Origin of the sequence: Pigmentiphaga sp. NML080357, assembly GCF_002188465.1 — a bacterium.
Classification (GTDB): Bacteria; Pseudomonadota; Gammaproteobacteria; order Burkholderiales; family Burkholderiaceae_B; genus Pigmentiphaga.
On the sequence record NZ_NINW01000048.1, the window covers coordinates 64,845 to 85,415 of the forward strand.

Below are 20,571 nucleotides of genomic sequence, written 5' to 3' on the forward strand. Positions count from 1 at the left end.
GAGAAAAATCTTGCTGCCGAGAGTCATGCTAGTAACGTCAGAAGCTTTGCCACTTGCGAAAACCGGGGGATTGGGTGACGCGGTGAGCGGCTTGGCGCGCGCCCTGCGCGACGCGCATGTGGATGCCACCGTGTTCATGCCCGCCTACGAAAGCGCGATGGATGCGGCCTGCGATCTCGAGGAAGTGGCCGAGCTGCCGGGGTTGGCCGGCGGCGATGCCACCGTATGGGCCGGGTGGGTGGCCGATACCGAGATCCCCGTCCTGCTGTTGCGCAACGATCGCCTGTACGTGCGCCCCGGCAATCCTTACCTGGACGCGAACGGGAAGGAGTTTCCCGACAACGGAATCCGCTTTGCCGCGCTGGCCCAGGCAGCAAAGCGGATTTCGGTTGGCGAGACACCCATACGCGTACCGCACGTGGTGCATGCGCACGACTGGCATGCCGGCCTGACGCCGCTGTACCTGCACGCTGCGGGCGTCAAGCGCCCCAAAACCGTGCTGACCATCCATAACCTGGCATTCCAGGGCAACTTTCCGCTGCACCTGGCCGACGAGCTTGGGATCCCGCCCGCCTATCGGGGCAGCGAGGGGGCCGAGTTCTGGGGCCACCTCAATTTCATGAAGGCGGGGCTGCGCTATGCGGATCGGCTTACCACCGTAAGCGCCACCTACGCGCGCGAAATCCTGACGCCCGAGTTCGGCCACGGGCTGGACGGCGTGTTGCGCGAGCGTGCCCACGAATTGCACGCGATTCCCAACGGCATCGATACCGAGGTCTGGGACCCGAGCACCGATCCTTTCCTGCCCGAGCATTTCTCGGCGCTCGACATGCGCGGCAAGGTGCGCAACAAGCTCGAGATGCAACAGGCCTTCGGCTTGCCGACCGATCCCGAGGCGCCGCTGCTGGCAATGGGCAGCCGCCTGACCTCGCAGAAAATGGCGGACCTGGCGGTAGAGGTCTTTCCCCGGCTGCTGGCCGCGCATCCGCGGCTGCAGATCGCCGTGCTCGGCTGCGGCGAACGAGCGATCGAAGAGGCGCTGCGAGCCGTGGCCGAGCGCTATCCGCGCAATCTGGGCGTGCACATCGGTTACGACGAGCGGCGCGGACACCTGCTTCATGCGGGCGCGGACATGCTGCTGCACGGCAGCCGCTTCGAGCCTTTCGGCCTGACGCCCCTGTACTCGATGCTGTACGGGACCGTGCCGATCGCTTCCCGCGTGGGCGGGCTGGCCGACAGCATCGTCGGCCTGTCGCCCGAGCCGGGCGCGGAGGTCGGCTCGGCCACCGGCATCTTGTTCGATGGCGACACGCCGGACGACATGCAGAAGGCAGTGGAGCGGGCGCTGGACGTATTCGCGCAGCCACAGAAATGGTCGGCCTTGCAGAAGAACGGCATGACCACGCATTTCGGCTGGGAAGCTTCCGCCGCCCAGTATGTCGAGCTGTATCGCATGCTCGCTCCGGTTGCGCCGGTCGGCGCGCCCATGGTTGCACGCCGGCCCGAGACGGCCAGCATCCCGGCCGCGACGGCAGTACGGAAACGGGCCTGATGGCGGCGGCGCGACGGAGTCCGCTCCGGATCTATCAGGCGCGTGCCGCGGTCCTGGGCCCCGTGCTCGACGAGGCGGGGCAATTGGCCGCGGCGTGGCGCGGCCTTCTGGAGACCGCGGCCGCTTTGGGGTTCGGACAGGTGTTGACGGACGCGCGCGTCGTCGATGTCGAGGCAGCGTGCTCCGCATTGGTGCGCGCCGCCTCGCGTCGCCGCCTGGCGCTTTACCTGGACTGCCACGTGGGCGAGGCGGGGACCGCCATCTCTTCCGGCCAGGGTGGTGCCGGGCATGCGCTGGATCCGCGCGTATTGGCGCCTGCCGCGCCGCATGGCGGAGAGGAAGCGGTCGACTGGAGCGCACGGGCGCCGGCCTGGCGCAAGTGGGGCGTGAGCGGTCTCTTGTTGCGCGGGCTGCGGGACGTGCCGCCCGACAAGCTGCGCGAGCGGCTCGCCCCGCTGCGCGACGGTGAACAGGACCTGGACCTGCTGGCCTGGACACCGGGGCTGTCGCGCGAAGCGGTCCGGGGCCTGCGCGGCCTGGGGTTCTCGCACGTCTTTTCTTCCCTTGCCTGGTGGGACTTCCACAGCGCCTGGCTCATGGACGAGCGGCACGCGCTGGACCAAGCCGCCGACGTACTGGCTTTTCCCGCGGATCCATACGGGCCCGGCGCGACCGGCGTCGGCGTACCGGACGTCGAGGTTCGCCGCCGGGCCGCGACACGGGCGCTGTGGGCCGCCGTATCGACGGGGTCGGGCTGGCTGGCTCCCATGGGATTCGAGCGATACGGCCTGGACGGCGCGCCCCACGACCAGCTGGACCTGAGCGCCGACATCCGGGCCGCCAATCGCTGGCTGGCCGGCGTGCCCGCCGCCGGCGTGGAGCTGTTGCCGCTGGGCGGAACCGATGCCATCGTGGCCGCGTTGCTGCGCAGGGCGCGAGGGCCGCGCGGCTGGCGCAATCATCTGCTGCTTTTCAATCCCGACTTGCTGGCTTCCACGGCGGTCGACTGGGACGCCATTCAAGCCCGGCTGCCAGATCGCGTGCAGCGCGCCGTGCGGGTGCGGGAAGATGCCGTCGATGCGCTGCATGCCGGCGTGCCCGCGTGCCTCGAGCCGGGGGCCGCCGCGATCGTGGAGCTCGGGCCCGCGCCGCCAGTCCTCGGGGGGCCGCCGCGGCGCCGTTCGCTGACGGCGGCCATGGCCGCGCCACGGGTGTCGATCGAGGCCGTCGCCCCGGTGATCGAAGGCGGCCGTTTCGCCGTCAAGCGCACGCCCGGCGAAGCCTTGCGCGTGCAGGCCGACATATTCATGGATGGCCACGACAAGCTGGCCGCGCACCTGTTGTGGCGGGCGGCGGACGAGGACGCGTGGACGCGCATCCCGATGAGGCACGTGGACAACGACAGATGGGAAGCAGTGTGCCGTCCCGAACGAGTGGGCATGGGCTGCTACGCGATCGAGGCCTGGCGCGACACGTTTTCCACTTATCTCGACGAGTTGCGCAAGAAGATCGAGGCGGGCCTGGATGTGGGCCTCGAGGTCGAGGAAGTCAGGGCCTGGATCATGAAGGTCCTGGCGGCGCGCGGCACGCACGCCGACGAGGACGTGCGCGCCCGCGCCGACGAGGCCGCGCAGCGCCTGCCCGGCCTGGCCGCCGACGCCTGCCTGGAATGGATACGCTCCGCACAGGCCGCCGAGCTGATGCAGGCGCTGGATCCGAGGGAGTTTGCCTCCCGCTCGCCCGAGTTTCCGGTCCGGGTAGAGCGGCGCGCCGCGCAGTTCGCGAGCTGGTACGAACTCTTTCCCCGTTCGCAGAGCGGCGATGCGCGCCGGCACGGGACCTTCGCCGACGTGGCGGCCAGGTTGCCGGCCATCCGCGACATGGGATTCGACGTGCTGTACTTCCCGCCCATCCATCCCATCGGGCGCAAGAACAGGAAGGGGCGCAACAACAGCCTGGTGGCGGGCCCCGACGATCCGGGCAGTCCTTATGCCATCGGCGCGCAGGAGGGCGGCCACGATGCCATCCATCCGGAACTGGGCACGCTGGACGATTTCCGCCGGCTGGTCGAGGCTGCGGCCCGGCACGGACTGGAGATCGCGCTCGATTTCGCCATCCAGTGTTCGCCCGACCATCCCTGGCTGACCGAGCACCCGGAATGGTTCGCCTGGCGCGCGGACGGCTCGCTGCGCTATGCCGAAAACCCGCCCAAGAAATACGAGGACATCGTCAACGTCGATTTCTATGCCCGCGGGCCGGGCGGCCGCGACGCCGCCTCCGGGCTCTGGCTGGCGCTGCTGGACGTGGTGCTGTTCTGGGCGAACGAGGGCGTGCGGATCTTCCGCGTCGACAATCCCCATACCAAGCCGCTGCCCTTCTGGGAATGGCTGATCGCGCAGGTGCATGCCCGGCATCCCGACGTGGTGTTCCTGTCGGAAGCGTTCACCCGGCCCAAGATGATGTACCGGCTCGCCAAGCTGGGTTTCTCGCAGTCGTATACCTATTTCACCTGGCGCGAGAGCAAGTGGGAACTGGCCGCGTACCTCGACGAAATTTCTCGGCCGCCGGTTTCCGATTTCTTCCGTCCCAATTTCTTCGTCAATACTCCCGACATCAATCCGCGCTACCTGCATTCGTCCGGCCGTCCGGGGTTTCTCATCCGGGCGGCGCTGGCGGCAACCATGTCCGGTTCCTGGGGCATGTACAACGGGTTCGAGCTGTGCGAGGCGGCGCCGGTCCCAGGCAAGGAGGAATACCTGGATTCGGAGAAGTACGAGATCCGGGCCTGGGACTGGAACCGTCCCGGCAATATCGTGGCCGAGATCGGCATGCTCAATCGCATCCGGCGCGACAACCCCGCGTTGCATATCCATACAGGCATACGCTTTCTCAATACCGATAATGACCGGGTGCTGGCCTATACCAAGGCCACGCCGGAGCGCGACAACGTGGTCCTGGTGGTGGTGAGCCTGGACCCCCATGCCGGGCAGGGGGCCCATATCGAACTGCCGCTGTGGGAGTTCGGCCTGCCGGACAACGGCACCCTGCATGCCGAGGACCTGTTGCACGGCTATCGCTTCGACTGGCGGGGAAAGATGCAATACGTCCGCCTCGAACCCCACGGTCCGTACGCGATATGGCGGATCTCCCGGCGGTTCTAGGGACCTATCGGCAGCGAGGACGCATGAACAGCAAGCGCGAGACATCGGTGAATGCGGTCAACCGGGGCGATCCGCTCTGGTACAAGGACGCGGTGATCTACCAGCTGCACCTGAAATCGTTCTTCGACGCCAACAACGACGGCATCGGCGATTTCCCCGGCCTGCTGGCCAAGCTCGACTACATCGCCGAGCTGGGCGTGGACACCATCTGGCTGCTGCCGTTCTATCCCTCGCCGCGCCGCGACGACGGCTATGACATCGCCGAGTACCGCGGCGTGCATCCCGACTACGGCGAGATGGCCGACGTGCGGAGGTTCATCGCCGCGGCGCACGAACGCGGCATGCGGGTGATCACCGAACTCGTGGTCAACCACACCTCGGACCAGCACCCCTGGTTCCAGCGCGCGCGGCATGCCAAGCCCGGCTCGGCGGCGCGCAATTTCTACGTCTGGTCGGACAACGATCAGGCCTATGCCGGCACGCGCATCATCTTCCTCGACACCGAGAAGTCGAACTGGACCTGGGATCCGGTGGCGGGGGCCTATTTCTGGCACCGGTTCTACTCGCACCAGCCCGACCTCAACTACGACAATCCCCGCGTGCTCAAGGCCATCCTGAGCGTCATGCACTTCTGGCTCGACCTGGGCGTGGACGGGCTGCGGCTGGACGCCGTCCCCTACCTGGTCGAACGCGAGGGCACCAACAACGAGAACCTGCCGGAGACCCACGCCATCCTCAAGCGCATACGGCAGGACCTTGACGCGTCCTACGACGGCCGCATGCTGCTGGCCGAGGCGAACCAGTGGCCCGAGGATGCCCAGGAGTATTTCGGGCAGGGCGACGAATGCCACATGTCCTTCCATTTCCCGCTGATGCCGCGCATGTACATGGCCATCGCCCGGGAGGACCGTTTCCCGATCACCGACATCATGCAGCAGACGCCCGACATCCCGGCCAACTGCCAGTGGGCGATATTCCTGCGCAATCACGACGAGCTGACGCTGGAGATGGTGACCAGCAGCGAACGCGATTACCTGTGGGAGGTCTATGCCGCGGACCGGCGGGCGCGGCTCAACCTCGGCATACGCCGCCGCCTGGCGCCGCTGATGGAGCGCGACCGCCGCCGCATCGAGCTGATGAACAGCCTGCTGCTCACCATGCCCGGCACGCCGGTCATCTACTACGGCGATGAGATCGGCATGGGGGACAACATCCACCTGGGCGACCGCGACGGCGTGCGCACGCCCATGCAATGGTCGCCCGACCGCAACGGCGGCTTTTCGCGCGCCGATCCCGAGCGTCTGGTGCTGCCGCCGTTGATGGGCAATCTCTACGGCTACGAGGCGGTCAACGTCGAGGCCCAGTCGGGCGATGCCCACTCGTTGCTGAACTGGATGCGCCGCATGCTCGGCAAGCGCCGGCAATACCGGGTGTTCGGCCGTGGGACCCTGCGTTTCCTCTATCCCGGCAACCGGAAGATCCTGGCCTACCTTCGCGAGTATGAAGAGACCACCATCCTCTGCGTGGCCAACCTCTCGCATACGCCGCAGGCAGTGGAGCTCGACCTGGCGGAGTTCGACGGAAGGGTCCCGGTGGAACTGATGGGGGGGACTTCGTTTCCCGCCATCGGTCGCCTGACGTATTTGCTGACGCTGCCCCCTTACGGCTTCTACTGGTTCGAATTGAGCACGTCGGCCGCGCCGCCGAACTGGCACTTGGCGACCGCCGACCAGTTGCGCGAGTTCCGTACCCTGGTCCTGCGAGGCAGGACTGGCTATGAGCTGACCTCCGAATCCCGGCGGACGCTGGAGCAGGCGGTCCTGCCCGAGTACCTGTCGCTGCGGCGCTGGTTCGCTTCGAAGAACGAACGCATTGTTTCGGGGCACGTTGTCTACGGCGTCAGGCTGCCGGCCACCGATGAGCTCTACCTGACGGAAATCGAAGCCGACCTGGGCGAACGCCGCGAGCGCTACGTGGTGCCGCTGGGGCTGATCTGGGAAGAGACGCTGCCGCAGCTGCAGCAGCAGCTGGCCCTGGCGCGCGTGCGGCGCGGTCCGATGGTCGGCATGGTCACCGACGCCTTCAGCCTGCAGAGCTTTGCCATCGCGATATTCGACAGCCTTCGCAACGCCATCGAGCTGGAAGCCCGGACCGCCGGCGACAGCGGCACGGGTGCGCGGATACGGTTCATTCCCGAGCCCGGGCTGGATGCGGTGGTGGTCAATGCCGAAACGCCCATCCAATGGCTGTCGGCCGAGCAATCGAACAGCTCCCTCGTGATGGGCACCGATGCCGTGCTCAAGATCGTGCGGCGGGTGACCGCGGGCATCCATCCCGAGAGCGAGATGACGCGCCATCTGACGCGGCTGGGTTTCCAAAATACCGCCGCGCTGCTGGGCGAGGTGGTCAGGGTCGACGAAGACGGCACCCCGCATACGCTGATCCTGGTGCAGCAGTACGTGGGCAACCAGGGCGACGCCTGGAACTGGACCCTGGAATATCTGCACCGTACCCTGGACGACGCTGCGCTGACCGACGAGAGCGTGGAAGACTACGGGCAGGAATTGCGCGGTTACGCCACGCTCGCCGCCGCCATCGGCCGGCGCCTCGGGGAGCTGCATGCCGCGCTGGCCCTGCCTTCCGACAATCCGGCTTTCGCGCCGGCCGATGCCACCGCCGAGGATCGGGCGCGCTGGATCGACGATACCCGGCAGAGCCTGGACCGCGCCCTGGCCATATTGGCCGCGCGCCGCGACTGGGGCGAGCTGTCGGCCGAGGTGGCGCTGCTGCTCGACAACCGCGACGCGCTCGAAGCCGCCATCGAACGCATCGGGCACGGGGTGAAGAACGCCCGGTTGACCCGCGTGCACGGCGACTTCCATCTCGGCCAGGTCCTGGTGGCGCAGAACGATGCCTACATCATCGACTTCGAGGGCGAACCGGCGCGCACCATGGACGAACGACGCCGCAAGAGCCACCCCATGCGCGACGTCGCGGGCCTGCTTCGCTCGTTCGACTACGCCGCCGCCGTGGCCGCGCGGGCGCCGGACGCGAGCACGCCGGCGACGGGGCCCAGTCCCATCGCCGGCCCGTCCATCGACACCGTGGCGCAGCGTCGCGATACCTTGCTCGAGCGGTTTCGCACCGAAGCTTCGCAAGCCTTCCTCGCCGCGTACCGTGAAGTCGCCGCGGCCGCGCCCCAGCCGTGGATGGACATGGACGAAGAAGAGGCACTGCTGTTGCTGTTCCTCATCGACAAGGCGGCCTACGAAGTGAGCTACGAAGCCGCCAACCGCCCCGCCTGGATAGGCGTGCCGCTGCGCGGACTGGTGGCGCTGGCCACACGCATCGAACCGGCGATCCGGAAGGAAGAGAACATTGACGGACAGCCATGACAGCGGGATCGGCCCCGCGGATATAGACGCCCTGGCGGCCGGCCGGCATGCCGACCCTTTCGCCGTGCTGGGGCCGCACCGCAAGGGCGATGGAATCTGCATACGGGCGTTTCTGCCCGGCGCGGTGACCGTCGAGGCGGTGTCGGACACGGGCGGCGTGCTGGCCCTGCAACCCTTGCGCGACGGCGTGTTCGAGGGATGCGCCGACGCCGGTTTCCTTCCCACCCGGACCGGATATCGGCTGCGCATCCAATGGCCGGGCTCTTTCCAGGAAACCGAGGATCCCTACGCGTTCGGGCTCATACTGGGTGAGGAAGACCTCGCCCTGATCGCGCAGGGCGCCCACGAGGCCGTGGACGACTGCCTGGGCGGCCATTGCGCCGAAATCGAGGGCGTGCCGGGCGTGCGCTTCGCGGTCTGGGCGCCCAATGCCCGGCGAGTGTCGGTGGTGGGCAACTTCAACGCCTGGGACGGCCGGCGCCATCCCATGCGGCTGCGCTATGCGGCGGGAGTCTGGGAGCTGTTCGTGCCCCGGCTCACGCATGGCGAGGCCTACAAGTACGAGCTGATCGGCGCCGACGGCAGGCTGCTGCCGCAAAAGGCCGATCCCTATGCGCGCCAGGCCGAGCTGGCGCCGGCCTCGGCTTCGGTAGTAGCCGATCCCGAGCCGTTCGGCTGGACCGACCAGGCCTGGATGGCCGGCCGCGCCGCGCGCCACGCCCCCGACGCCCCCATCTCGGTCTACGAGGTGCATGTCGGCTCGTGGCTGCGGCGCGACGACGGCGGAAACTGGAACTGGCAGGAACTGGCCGACCGGCTGATCCCGTATGCGCGGGAGATGGGGTTTACCCATCTCGAGCTCATGCCCATCATGGAACACCCGTTCGGCGGATCCTGGGGCTACCAGCCGCTGGGGCTGTTCGCACCGACCGCGCGCTACGGTTCGCCGCGGGATTTCGCCGCGTTCGTCGACCGCTGCCACGGCGCGGGGCTGGGCGTGATCCTGGACTGGGTGCCCGCGCATTTTCCCTCCGACGTCTACGGGCTTGCCCGCTTCGACGGCACGGCGTTGTACGAATACGAGGATCCGCGCGAAGGCTTCCACCAGGATTGGAACACCTACATCTACAACCTGGGCCGCAACGAGGTCCGCAATTTCGTGCGGGCCAGCGGACTTGCCTGGTTGAGGCGCTATCACGTGGACGGCTTGCGGGTGGATGCGGTCGCCTCGATGCTGTATCGGGACTACAGCCGCCGCGAAGGGGAATGGATACCGAATTACTACGGGGGACGCGAGAACCTCGAAGCCATTTCCTTCCTGCGCGAACTGAACGAGCAGGTGCGCCGCCATGTGCCGGACGCGATGATGATCGCCGAAGAATCGACCGCCTGGCCCGGCGTGACCACGCCGGTGGGCGAAGGCGGGCTGGGGTTCCACTACAAGTGGAACATGGGGTGGATGCACGATACCTTGCGGTACATGCACGATGATCCCTTGTTCCGGCACTATCATCATCACGACATGACTTTCGGCATGGTCTATGCCTATTCCGAGAAGTTCATGCTGCCGCTCTCGCACGACGAAGTGGTGCACGGCAAGGGCTCGCTGATCGGCAAAATGCCCGGCGACCGCTGGCAGCGCTTCGCCAATCTGCGCGCCTACTTCGGCTTCATGTGGAGTCACCCGGGCAAGAAGCTGCTTTTCATGGGCGGGGAGATCGCGCAAGAGCGGGAGTGGAACCACGACGCGCAGCTCGATTGGGACGCGCTGGCCGATCCGCTGCACGCCGGGATGCAGCGCCTGGTCCGGGACCTGAACCATGCGTATGCCGCCGTTTCCGCGCTGCACAGGCTCGACGCCGATTCCGCGGGCTTCCGGTGGATCGTCGGCGACGACGATCGCAACAGCGTTTTCGCCTACCTGCGCAGCGACGGCGATCGCCACGTGCTCGCGGTCTGCAACATGACTCCCGTGCCGCGCCATGAATACCTGCTGGGCGTTCCGCGCGGCGGACGCTGGAGGGAGATCGTCAATACCGACGCGGCCGACTATGGCGGCTCCGGCATGGGCAACGGCGGTGGCGTCGAGGCCCGCCACGAGGCTTCCCACGGCCTGCCGCATGCGCTTGCGCTGACGCTGCCTCCGCTGGCGACCTTGCTGCTCGAGCCACAGGAGTAGCGCATGCAGACGATCGCCGATCGATTGCTGCCCGGCCGGCCGTTTCCGCTCGGGGCGCAGTGCGACGGAATGGGAGTGAATTTCGCGGTGTTCTCGGCGAACGCCACCCGGATCGAGCTGTGTCTGTTCGACGAGTCGGGACGCAAGGAACTCCAGCGCATGCCGCTGCCCGAATGCACCAACGAGGTCTGGCACGGCTACCTTCCGCGCGCGGGCCCGGGCCTGGTCTATGGCTACCGCGCCTTCGGCCCTTACGAGCCACAGCACGGGCACCGCTTCAACCCCCACAAGCTGCTGCTGGATCCCTATGCGCGCAAGCTTATAGGGACGCTGCGCTGGACCGATGCCTTGAACGGCTATCGGGGAGAAGACCGGGGCATGGATCGCCGCGACAGCGCGGCCGCGATGCCCAAGTGCGTCGTGGTGGACGACGCCTTCGACTGGCACGGCGACCAGCGGCCCGAATGGCCGTGGGGCCAGACCATGATCTATGAGGCCCACGTGCGCGGCCTGTCCATGCTGCGCGAGGATCTGCGGCCCATCGAGCGCGGTACCTTCCAGGCCCTCACGGACCGCAAGCTCATCGATCATCTGCTGGCGCTGGGCGTGACGTCCATCGAACTGCTGCCCATCCACGCGCACGTCAACGACCGCTTCCTGGTCGAACGCGGCCTGCGCAACTATTGGGGCTACAGCACCCTGGGCTTCTTCGCGCCCGAGGCCTCCTACCTGTCCCGAAACAACCTCGACGAGATCCGCGTGGCGGTCCGGAACCTCCACGCCGCCGGCATAGAGGTCATTCTCGACGTGGTCTACAACCATACGTGCGAAGCCAGCGAAACAGGACCCACCTTGTCCTGGCGCGGCCTCGACAACGCCAGCTATTACCGCCTGGTGCCCGGCGACGAACGCCACTACATCAACGACACCGGCTGCGGCAACACCCTCAACCTGTCGCATCCGCGCGTGCTGCAGATGGTCATGGACTCCCTGCGCTACTGGGCCAATGCGTTCCACGTGGATGGCTTCCGGTTCGACCTTGGGGTGACGCTGGGACGGGAGGAGGGCGGGTTCGACCCGGGTGCGGGGTTCTTCGATGCCTTGCTGCAGGACCCGGTGCTGTCGCGGCTGAAGCTGATTTCCGAACCCTGGGACATCGGGCCCGACGGCTATCACGTAGGGCACCATCCACCGGGATTCGCCGAATGGAACGACCGCTTCCGCGACGCGGTGCGCCGGTTCTGGCGTGGCGACGAAGGGCAGCGGCCCGATCTGGCCACCCGGCTGGCCGGCTCGGGCGATCTTTTCAACCGGCGCCACCGCAAGACCTGGGCTTCGGTGAACTTCGTCACCGCGCACGACGGTTTCACGCTGGCGGACCTGGTCAGCTACGCGCACAAGCACAACGAGGCCAACGGCGAAGAGGGCCGCGACGGGCACAACGAGAACTACAGCAGCAACTGGGGCGTGGAGGGGCCGACGTCCGATCCGGCGGTCCTCGCCACCCGCGCGGCCGTGGCCCGCGCCATGCTGCTGACCCTATTCTGTTCGCACGGCACGCCGATGCTGCTGGGCGGCGACGAGTTCGGCCGCACCCAGCTCGGCAACAACAACGCCTATTGCCAGGACAACGAAGTGTCGTGGCTGGACTGGCGGCTGGCCGAATCGGAAGCGGGCAGGGCGATGGCCGCGTTCGTGTCGCGGCTGGCCGCGCTGCGCCACGATTACCCCTCCCTGCGCCATGAGCGTTTCATGGTGAACAATCATTTCGTCGCCGAAGACCTGCCCGAGATCGCCTGGTTCGACGAGCACGGGGAACATATCTGGGACGACGCCTGGAACGATCCGCACCGCCGCACCCTGGTACTGCGCCGGGCGGTGCGGCAGAACGAGACGATCGAGGCAACGCTGCTCATGATCAATGGCAACGGGCACGCCGTTGCCTTCGCGTTGCCGCCTTCGACCATGCGCTGGCGCATGCTGATCGATAGTGCGCGGCCCGATTTGCCCGAAGCGGATTTGACCCGGCAATCGATCGAGCTCGAGCCCCGCAGCGCGGTATTGCTGGGATGCAGGATGGACGCACCATGAAGAATTACCCTCTCACGCTCCGCCCACTTCGTGGGGTCGCTGCCCCCCGGGGGGGCGTTTTTTATCTTGGGACGGCCCGGCGATGGGGAATCGCCCCCACGCTCCGCCCACTTCGTGGGGTCGCTGCCCCCCGGGGGGGCGTTTTTCATCTTGGGACGGCCCGGCGATGAAAAAAAACCTTCCCGATAAATTCGGTGCCCGCCTGCTCCGGCCGGACCGTACCCGTTTCAGGCTGTGGGCGCCGGGCCGGAAGGAGGCATACGTGGAGCTGGAGCCGGGTCGCGCCGACGCCACCCGGATACCCATGCAGGCCAAGAAGGAAGGCTGGTTCGAGGCCGAAGCCGCGTGCGGCGCCGGCACCCGCTATCGCTATTGCTTCGAAGACGGCCTGTCCGTTCCCGACCCCGCCTCGCGCATGCAGGACGGCGATGTACACGATGCCAGCGTGGTGGTCGACCCATCCGCCTACCGTTGGCGGCATACCCGCTGGCGGGGACGGCCGTGGAGCGAGGCGGTCATTTACGAGCTGCACGCCGGCGCGCTGGGTGGCTTCGAGGGAGTGCGCGCGCAATTGCCGCGGCTTGCCAAGCTGGGCATTACCGCGGTCGAGCTCATGCCCATCGCCGATTTCCCGGGAGGGAGGAATTGGGGCTACGACGGCGTGCTGCCCTATGCGCCGGATCGCGCCTATGGCAGCCCCGAAGCGCTCAAGGCCTTGATCGACGATGCCCATGGCCTGGGCCTGATGGTATTCCTGGACGTGGTCTACAACCATTTCGGCCCCGACGGCAATTACCTGCACGCCTATGCCCCGTCCTTTTTCCGCGAGGATGTACAGACGCCGTGGGGGCCGGCCATAGATTTCCGGCGCAGGCCGGTGCGTGAATTCTTTACCGGCAATGCCATGTACTGGTTGCACGAATTCCGCTTCGACGGCTTGCGCCTGGATGCCGTGCATGCGATTTCCGAGCAGGATTGGCTGGAGGAAATGGCGAGCGATGTGCGCCAGGCCATAGACCGGCAGCGGCAGGTGCACCTGGTGATCGAGCATGACGGCAACGCCGTGTCGCTGCTCGAGCACGAGTTCGACGCCCAGTGGAACGACGATGGCCATCACGTGCTGCACCGGCTGCTGACCGACGAGAACCAGGGCTATTACCGCGACTACGACGACCAGCCGGCGGCGTTGCTGGCGCGGTGCCTCGCGGAAGGATTCGTCTACCAGGGCGAGCCGTCGGCCCATCGCGATGGCAAGCCGCGCGGCAAGCCGTCGGCCCACCTGCCGCCCACCAGTTTCGTGCTGTTCCTGCAGAACCATGACCAGATCGGTAATCGCGCGCTGGGCGAACGCCTCCGAACATTGGCTCGCGTGCGCGGACGGACGCAGGCGTTGAGGGCGGCGATCGCGCTGGTCCTGCTGTCGCCGCAAATACCGTTGATTTTCATGGGCGAGGAGTACGGCGTGGAAACGCCGTTCCTGTATTTCACCAGCCACGGTCCGGAGCTGGCGCAGGCGGTCAGGGAAGGGCGGCGCAAGGAGTTCGCCAGTTTCGAAGCCTTCGCGGACGGTACGGGCGCGGAGATCCCCGATCCCAACGAAGCGTCCACCTTCGAGGCGTCCCGCGAGGGATTGTTCGAGGCCGAGGGCGATTGGCATGCTTATTACCAGGCGTTGTTGCGCTGCCGGCGCGAGGCCCTCATGCCGCACCTGGATGCCGCGCGCGCGATCGGGGCGCGCGCGCTGGGGCCGCAGGCCGTGGAGGCGCGCTGGAGCCTGGGCGACGGCCGGACACTGGCGATCCATGCCAATTTCGGCGAACAGGCGGTGGCAGCCACCGCTCCGGCCGACTCGGCCGGCCTGCTGTTCGAGAGCCGGCCGGACGCGGCACGCCGCTTGCGGGAGGGCTGGCTGGACCCGGCATGCACGGTCGCATGGATGGAGGCAGGAACGCCATGAGCTCGCCCGATCACGACCTCGAACGCTTGGCCGGCGCCGCCGGCATCGCGGTGCATTGGAAAGACGCCATGGGGCGGCACCACGCCGTGGCGCCCGACGTGTTGCGTACCATGCTGACCGAGTTCGGCCTGGAAGCCGACACGCCGGCCCAGATCTCGGCAAGCCTCGCCTTTCTTACGGGGCCCGGGAACGAGGAGACGCCCGCCCTGAAGACGGCGTTGCAAGGCGAGGCCATCGAGCTGCCATGGCCCGGTGCCGAGCCGGAAATGCCCTTTCGCCTGGTGTTCGAGGACGGCGCCGGTTGCGACGGGGTGGCTCGCCGCGGACATGCCGGTGTCCTGACGCTGCCCGGCATCGCGCGGCCCGGCTATCACACTTTGCTGATCGGTGGCGCCACCTGCACGGTGGCGGTCGCGCCGCGGCGGTGCTTTGCGGCCGGCGACGCGCTGCACCGCGAGCATGGACGGATCTGGGCGCTGGGGGCGCAGCTCTACAGCCTGCGGCGCGAGGCCGCAGCGGCGGGAGCGGGTTTCGGCGATTTCACGGCCCTGCAGCGGCTTGCCGAGCAAGCCGCGGCGCAAGGCGCAGCCGCGGTGGCCGTCAGCCCGATGCATGCGATGTTCAGCGCCGACCCGACCCGCTACAGTCCCTACGCACCGTCGAGCCGGTTGTTCCTGAACGTGTTGTACGTCGATCCGGCCGCAGTCTTCGGCGCACACGCGCTGGCCGCCGTGACCGCCAAGGGGCTGGGCGACGAACTGGCCCGCCTGGCCGACCTGGACCTGGTCGACTGGCCCGCCGCCGGCCGGGCCAAGCTCGCGATATTGCACGCCTTGTTCGACGACTTCCCGCGCAATGTGGATGCCCGGGCCTACGAGGATTTTCTGGCGTTCGAGCGCGAGGGCGGGCCATCGCTGCAGGCGCATGCGCGTTTCGAGGCCGTCCATGCCTGGCGAGTGGCCGAGACCGGCGACCGCGCCGGATGGCGCCACTGGCCCGCGGCATTCCGGTCGCCGGACAGTCCCGACGTGGAGCGGTTCGCCCGGCACCACGAGCGCGAAGTGCGCTTTCATCTGTTCCTCCAGTGGCTGGCGGCGCGCGGCTTGGCGGGCGCCCAGTCCGCGGCGCGGGCCGCCGGCATGCCCATAGGCCTGATCTCCGATCTGGCCGTCGGGACGGATCCCTCGGGCAGCCATGCCTGGACGCGGCAGGAGGAAGTACTCTCGAGGCTGTCGCCAGGTGCTCCTCCCGACGTCTTCAACCCCAAGGGCCAGGCCTGGGGGCTGACGGCTTTCTCGCCGCGCGCGCTGCGGGCCCGGGGCTATCGCGCCTTCATCGAACTGCTGCGCGCGAGCCTGGCGCACGCCGGCGGGGTGCGCATCGACCACGCGCTGGGGCTGTCGCGGATGTGGCTGGTGCCCGAGGGCGCGTCCCCGGCCGAAGGGGCGTACGTGAGCTATCCGTTCGAGGACATGATGCGCCTGATCGCGCTGGAGTCGTGGCGTTATCGCGCCATCGTCGTCGGCGAGAACCTGGGCACGGTTCCCGAGGGCTTCAATGCGCAGATCGAGGAGGCAGGCATGCTCGGCATGGACGTGCTGTGGTTCACGCGCGAAGGCGATTGGCCCGGCGCGCCGTTCCGGCTGCCGGCGGACTGGTCTTCGCATGCGCTCGCCACCACCACCACGCACGACCTGCCGACGGTGGCCGGGTGGTGGCGCGGCACGGACATCCATTGGCGCGAGCGGCTGGGCCTGTTGGCCGAAGGCAGCAGCGGCGACTCGCAGATGGCCGAGCGCACCCTGGACCGGTCGCGGTTGTGGCAGGACCTCCACCGCGCCGGACTGGTCGGAGCAGAGGAGCCGGTTCCCGAGCAGGCGCCCGTGGCGGCGGTGCTCGGCTTCGTGGCCGCGACCCCCGCACCCTTGCTGCTGGTGCCGCTGGAAGACATGCTGGCGCTGGAAGACCAGCCCAACCTGCCGGGCACCATCGACGCCCATCCGAACTGGCGGCGGCGGATGCCGGTATCCGTGGAGTCCATGTTCGCGCAGCCCGAGGTGGCCGAGCGCGTGGCCGCGCTGACGCGGGCCAGGGGGGCGGCATGACCCGGCCCGCCGCATCGCGGCGGAGCGCTCCTTCCGCCGCCGTGGCGCCGGGTGTGCCGCGCGCCACCGCGCGATTGCAGTTCCACGCCGGCTTCCCCTTCGAGGCCGCCATCGAGCAGGTCGATTACTTCGACGCCCTCGGCGTCAGTCACATCTATGCCTCGCCGATCACCCGCGCGCGGCCAGGGTCCATGCACGGCTACGACACCGTGGACTACGAGACGGTGAGCCCCGAGCTGGGCGGCGAAGAGGGGTTGCGCCGCCTGGTGGAGCGGCTGCGCGCGCATGGCATGGGACTGATCATCGACGTGGTGCCCAACCACATGGGCGTGAGCCCCCACAACGCCTGGTGGTGGAGTGTGCTGCGGCTGGGGCGCCGCAGCCCCTATGCCGAGTTCTTCGACATCGATTGGGAACCCGCCGACGCGGCGCTGTGCGGCAAGGTGCTGGCGCCGTTTCTGGGCGACCAGTACGGCCAGGTGCTCGCGGCCGGCCAGTTGTCTCTGCAGCGCGACGACGAGACGGGCGAGTACGTCATTGCCTACTTTGACGCGCGCTTTCCGGTGGCGCCCGAATTCTCGGACGAGATCGCCGCCCAGCCGCCGGATGCCTACGACGCATCGCAACTGCAGGGCCGGGCGCGCCTGCACGCGCTGCTCGAGCGCCAGCATTACCGGCTTGCCTGGTGGCGCACCGCAGCCGAGGAAATCAATTGGCGGCGGTTCTTCGAGATCAGCGACCTGATCGGCGTGCGGGTCGAGCGGGACGACACCCGCGAAGCCATCCACCGCCTGCCGTTCCGCTTGTATGCCGAGGGCCTGATCGACGGCATCCGCGTGGATCACATCGACGGGCTGGCCGACCCGGAGGGATATTGCCGCTATCTGCGCGAGAACCTGACCGCCCTCAATCCGCAACGGCCTGCGGGCTGCCCGCGCGACGTGCCGTACATCGTGGTCGAGAAGATACTTGCCGCGGACGAACACTTGCCGGCCTCATGGCGTGTGCATGGCACCACGGGCTACGACTTCATGAACGAAGTGGGCGCCTTGCTGCACGACCCGCAGGGCGAGCCGCGCCTGACGAGCCTGTGGCAATCCGTCTCGGGCGAGTCGCGGGGATTCCGTTCTCTCGTCCTGGAAGTGCGGCGCAAGCTCGTGGCGCAGAATTTCGCCGGCGAGTGCGACGCGCTCGTGTGCGTCCTGCACCGGATTGCGCGTGCCGACCTCGGCACGCGCGACTGGGGGCCACCCGCCATCAGAAGGGTACTGACCGAGCTGCTGGTGCATTTTCCCGTCTACCGCACCTATGTGGGCGGAACCTCGCCGCTCGCCGCCGACGAGGTGGCCATGAGCATTGCCTGCAAAGGCGCACGCCAGGCGCTCAGGCGGGCCGATCTCGGACTGCTGGAGCTGCTCGCGCAATGGCTGGGACATGCGCCGGATCCGGCCACCACGCCGGCGCTGCGGACGTGGCGCCGGGAGGCGATACGCCGCTTCCAGCAACTGACTGCCCCGTTGGCGGCCAAGTCGGTGGAGGACACGGGTTTCTATCGCTATGGACGGTTGTTGTCGCGCAACGAGGTCGGCGGCGATCCTGGCATGTTCTCGCTGGACCTCGAGGGTTTCCACCGCAAGGTGCTGGCACGCGCCGCCCGACTGCCCGACGCCATGCTGGCGACTGCCACGCACGATCACAAGCGCGGCGAAGACACCCGGGCGCGTCTGGCGGTGCTCAGCGAGCTTGGCGATGAATGGCAGCGGCAGGTCGAGGTGTGGATGCGCCGGCACGAGGCGCTCAAGGCCAAGGAAGGGCCGCGTCCTGCAGCGGCGGACGAATACATGCTGTATCAGACGCTGTTCGGCGTCTGGCCGCTCGACCTGTTCATCGGCGACGAGGCGGGCGTCGCGTCGCTGGCGGAGCGGGTGGCCGAATGGCAAACCAAGTCGCTGCGCGAAGCCAAGCTGCGTTCGAGCTGGGTAACGCCCGCCGACGAGTACGAACAGGCCTGCGAGGCCTTCCTGCGCGCCGTGCTCGATCCGCGGCGCAACGGCCGCACGCTGCTGGAGCTGTCGGCCTTCGTCGCGCGCGCGGGCGCGGCCGGCGCCTTGAACAGCCTGGTCCAGGCCCTGTTGCGCCTGACCACGCCGGGCGTGCCCGACCTGTACCAAGGCACGGAATTCTGGGACTTCAGCCTGGTCGATCCCGACAACCGGCGGCCGGTGGACTACGAGCGTCGGCGCGCCGCGCTGCGGGGCGCCGCTGACAATGCCGACCTGATCGCCCGCTGGCGCGACGGCTGCATCAAGTTCGAGTTGATTCGCCGCGTATTGGCGCTGCGCCGGCGCGATCCCGAGCTTTTCCGCCGCGGCGACTATCTGCCGCTCGCGGTCCGCGGCGATGCCGAGGGGGCCGTGCTGGCCTACGTCCGCCGCTACCAGGACCGCATTGCGCTGGTGGTGGCACCGCATTGCGCCGCGGCGCTTGTGCTGGCGGCTTCGGGCTCTTCGCCGGTTCCCCACGTGCCGCCTCAGGCCTGGGGAGATACCGCGATCGACGTGTCCGGATTGGCGGTGGGCGACGCGCTGCGCAATGCGCTCGGCGGCCCCGATTGCAGCGTCGAGGGCGGCGCCGTCCGCGTGTCCGAAGCCCTGGCCGCTTTTCCTGTCGCCCTGATGTACGCCTGAGGCGGTCCGCCCCGCCTTCCCGGCTCGCTCCCCGTTTTTGCCGCCGTTGGCGCAAGACCACCCGCCACGCGGGCGGAACCTCTAAACTTGCGCTGCTTCACGTGGGCAAAATCAAATAATGCGAGGGAGTGTATCTATGGCGGGTTCCTATTTTCCGGCCTGGCGCGAGCAGGCCGGCAGCTTGCAGCAGGGGCGGGTCATCGCGCCCGACGAACGACTGCCCTGGCCGCCGATGCTGGCCATGGGCGTGCAGCACGTGGTCGCCATGTTCGGGTCCACGGTGCTTGCTCCTCTCCTGATGGGCTTCGATCCGAACCTGGCGATTTTCATGTCGGGCATCGGCACGCTGCTCTTTTTCCTGGTGGTGGGAGGCAGGGTGCCGAGCTACCTGGGTTCGAGCTTCGCCTTCATCGGCCTCGTCATCGCCGTGACCGGATACGGCGGATCCGGCCTGAACGGCAATATTGCCGTGGCGCTGGGCGGCATCATCGCCTGCGGCGTGCTCTACGCCCTGATCGGGCTGGTGGTGATGGCGGCGGGAACGGGGTGGATCGAGCGGCTCATGCCGCCGGTGGTCACGGGCGCCGTGGTGGCCGTGATCGGCCTGAACCTGGCGCCGATCGCGGTCAAGGGCGTCTCGGCCAATGGCTTCGACGGGTGGATGGCCCTGGCGACCGTGCTGTGCGTGGGCGGTGTTGCGGTGTTTACGCGTGGCATGTTGCAGCGCCTCTTGATCCTGGTCGGCCTGCTGCTTGCCTACGCGGTGTATGCCGTACTGACCAACGGCATGGGCCTGGGCAAGCCCATCGACTTCGCGCCGGTCGCGCAGGCCGCGTGGTTCGGGCTGCCCAGCTTCACGGCGCCCGTCTTCAAGCTGGATGCGATGGTGCTGATCGCCCCGGTGGCGGTGATCCTGGTGGCCGAGAACCTTGGCCACATCAAGGCGGTAAGCGCCATGACCGGCTACAACCTCGACCGCTACGTCGGCCGCGCCTTCGTCGGAGACGGGCTGGCCACCATGCTGTCGGGCAGCGTCGGCGGAACCGGGCTGACCACCTATGCCGAGAACATCGGCGTCATGGCGGTCACCCGCATCTATTCGACGCTGGTGTTCGTCATTGCCGCGCTGATCGCCATCCTGCTGGGCTTTTCACCGAAATTCGGCGCGGTCATCCTGACCATCCCGGCGGCGGTGCTGGGTGGCGTGTCGATCGTGGTGTTCGGGTTGATCGCGATAGCGGGGGCCCGCATCTGGGTCGAAAACCGGGTCGATTTCTCCGACAATCGCAACCTGATCGTGGCCGCGGTCACGCTGGTCCTGGGCGCGGGCGACTTCACGCTGCATTTCGGCGGCTTCGCGCTGGGCGGGATAGGTACCGCCACTTTCGGCGCCATCCTGCTCAACGCCTTGCTGGCGGGACGCGGCAAGGACTGAGGCAGGCGG

The 20,571-nt window shown here is 67.9% G+C and carries 9 protein-coding genes; all 9 read left to right on the top strand.

The window, feature by feature from the left end; all coding sequences use genetic code 11:
• The first annotated feature begins 25 nt into the window (after nucleotides 1-25).
• The 9 genes from glgA (at nucleotide 26) to CDO44_RS22185 (ending at nucleotide 20,562) form a co-directional block, all read left to right on the top strand.
• Nucleotides 26-1,552, top strand: a complete 1,527-nt coding sequence (gene glgA / locus CDO44_RS22145; protein WP_233146308.1) for a glycogen synthase GlgA — start codon at nucleotides 26-28, stop codon at nucleotides 1,550-1,552.
• Nucleotides 1,552-4,713: an alpha-1,4-glucan--maltose-1-phosphate maltosyltransferase gene (locus CDO44_RS22150; RefSeq protein WP_087782425.1), complete on the top strand. Its 3,162-nt coding sequence runs from the start codon at nucleotides 1,552-1,554 to the stop codon at nucleotides 4,711-4,713. The genes glgA and CDO44_RS22150 overlap by 1 nt, the downstream gene beginning before the upstream one ends.
• A gap of 23 nt (nucleotides 4,714-4,736) precedes the next feature.
• Nucleotides 4,737-8,108 carry a maltose alpha-D-glucosyltransferase gene (treS, locus tag CDO44_RS22155; RefSeq protein WP_087782426.1) on the top strand — a complete coding sequence of 1,124 codons (3,372 nt, stop codon included), beginning with the start codon at nucleotides 4,737-4,739 and terminating at the stop codon, nucleotides 8,106-8,108.
• Nucleotides 8,092-10,287: a 1,4-alpha-glucan branching protein GlgB gene (gene glgB, locus CDO44_RS22160; RefSeq protein WP_087782427.1), complete on the top strand. Its 2,196-nt coding sequence runs from the start codon at nucleotides 8,092-8,094 to the stop codon at nucleotides 10,285-10,287. The genes treS and glgB overlap by 17 nt, the downstream gene beginning before the upstream one ends.
• Before the next feature lie 3 nt (nucleotides 10,288-10,290).
• On the top strand, nucleotides 10,291-12,378 hold the full coding sequence (glgX, locus tag CDO44_RS22165) for a glycogen debranching protein GlgX (RefSeq protein WP_087782428.1): 2,088 nt from the start codon (nucleotides 10,291-10,293) through the stop codon (nucleotides 12,376-12,378).
• A gap of 166 nt (nucleotides 12,379-12,544) precedes the next feature.
• Complete coding sequence (gene treZ / locus CDO44_RS22170; protein WP_087782429.1) at nucleotides 12,545-14,335, top strand: malto-oligosyltrehalose trehalohydrolase; 1,791 nt, start codon at nucleotides 12,545-12,547, stop codon at nucleotides 14,333-14,335.
• Entirely contained in the window at nucleotides 14,332-16,440 is a 2,109-nt protein-coding gene (malQ, locus tag CDO44_RS22175; protein WP_087782430.1) for a 4-alpha-glucanotransferase, read from the top strand. Before treZ ends, malQ begins: the two co-directional genes overlap by 4 nt.
• A complete protein-coding gene (treY, locus tag CDO44_RS22180) occupies nucleotides 16,437-19,127 on the top strand; it encodes a malto-oligosyltrehalose synthase (RefSeq protein ID WP_087782431.1) in 2,691 nt (896 codons plus the stop codon). Before malQ ends, treY begins: the two co-directional genes overlap by 4 nt.
• A gap of 136 nt (nucleotides 19,128-19,263) precedes the next feature.
• Nucleotides 19,264-20,562 carry a solute carrier family 23 protein gene (locus CDO44_RS22185; protein WP_087782432.1) on the top strand — a complete coding sequence of 433 codons (1,299 nt, stop codon included), beginning with the start codon at nucleotides 19,264-19,266 and terminating at the stop codon, nucleotides 20,560-20,562.
• The last annotated feature ends 9 nt before the right edge of the window (nucleotides 20,563-20,571 follow it).

Coding starts and splice junctions, on each gene's coding strand:
- glgA (WP_233146308.1), top strand. CDS start 26: ATGCTAGTAACGTCAGAAGCTTTGCCACTTGCGAAAACCGGGGGATTG.
- CDO44_RS22150 (WP_087782425.1), top strand. CDS start 1,552: ATGGCGGCGGCGCGACGGAGTCCGCTCCGGATCTATCAGGCGCGTGCC.
- treS (WP_087782426.1), top strand. CDS start 4,737: ATGAACAGCAAGCGCGAGACATCGGTGAATGCGGTCAACCGGGGCGAT.
- glgX (WP_087782428.1), top strand. CDS start 10,291: ATGCAGACGATCGCCGATCGATTGCTGCCCGGCCGGCCGTTTCCGCTC.
- treZ (WP_087782429.1), top strand. CDS start 12,545: ATGAAAAAAAACCTTCCCGATAAATTCGGTGCCCGCCTGCTCCGGCCG.
- malQ (WP_087782430.1), top strand. CDS start 14,332: ATGAGCTCGCCCGATCACGACCTCGAACGCTTGGCCGGCGCCGCCGGC.
- treY (WP_087782431.1), top strand. CDS start 16,437: ATGACCCGGCCCGCCGCATCGCGGCGGAGCGCTCCTTCCGCCGCCGTG.
- CDO44_RS22185 (WP_087782432.1), top strand. CDS start 19,264: ATGGCGGGTTCCTATTTTCCGGCCTGGCGCGAGCAGGCCGGCAGCTTG.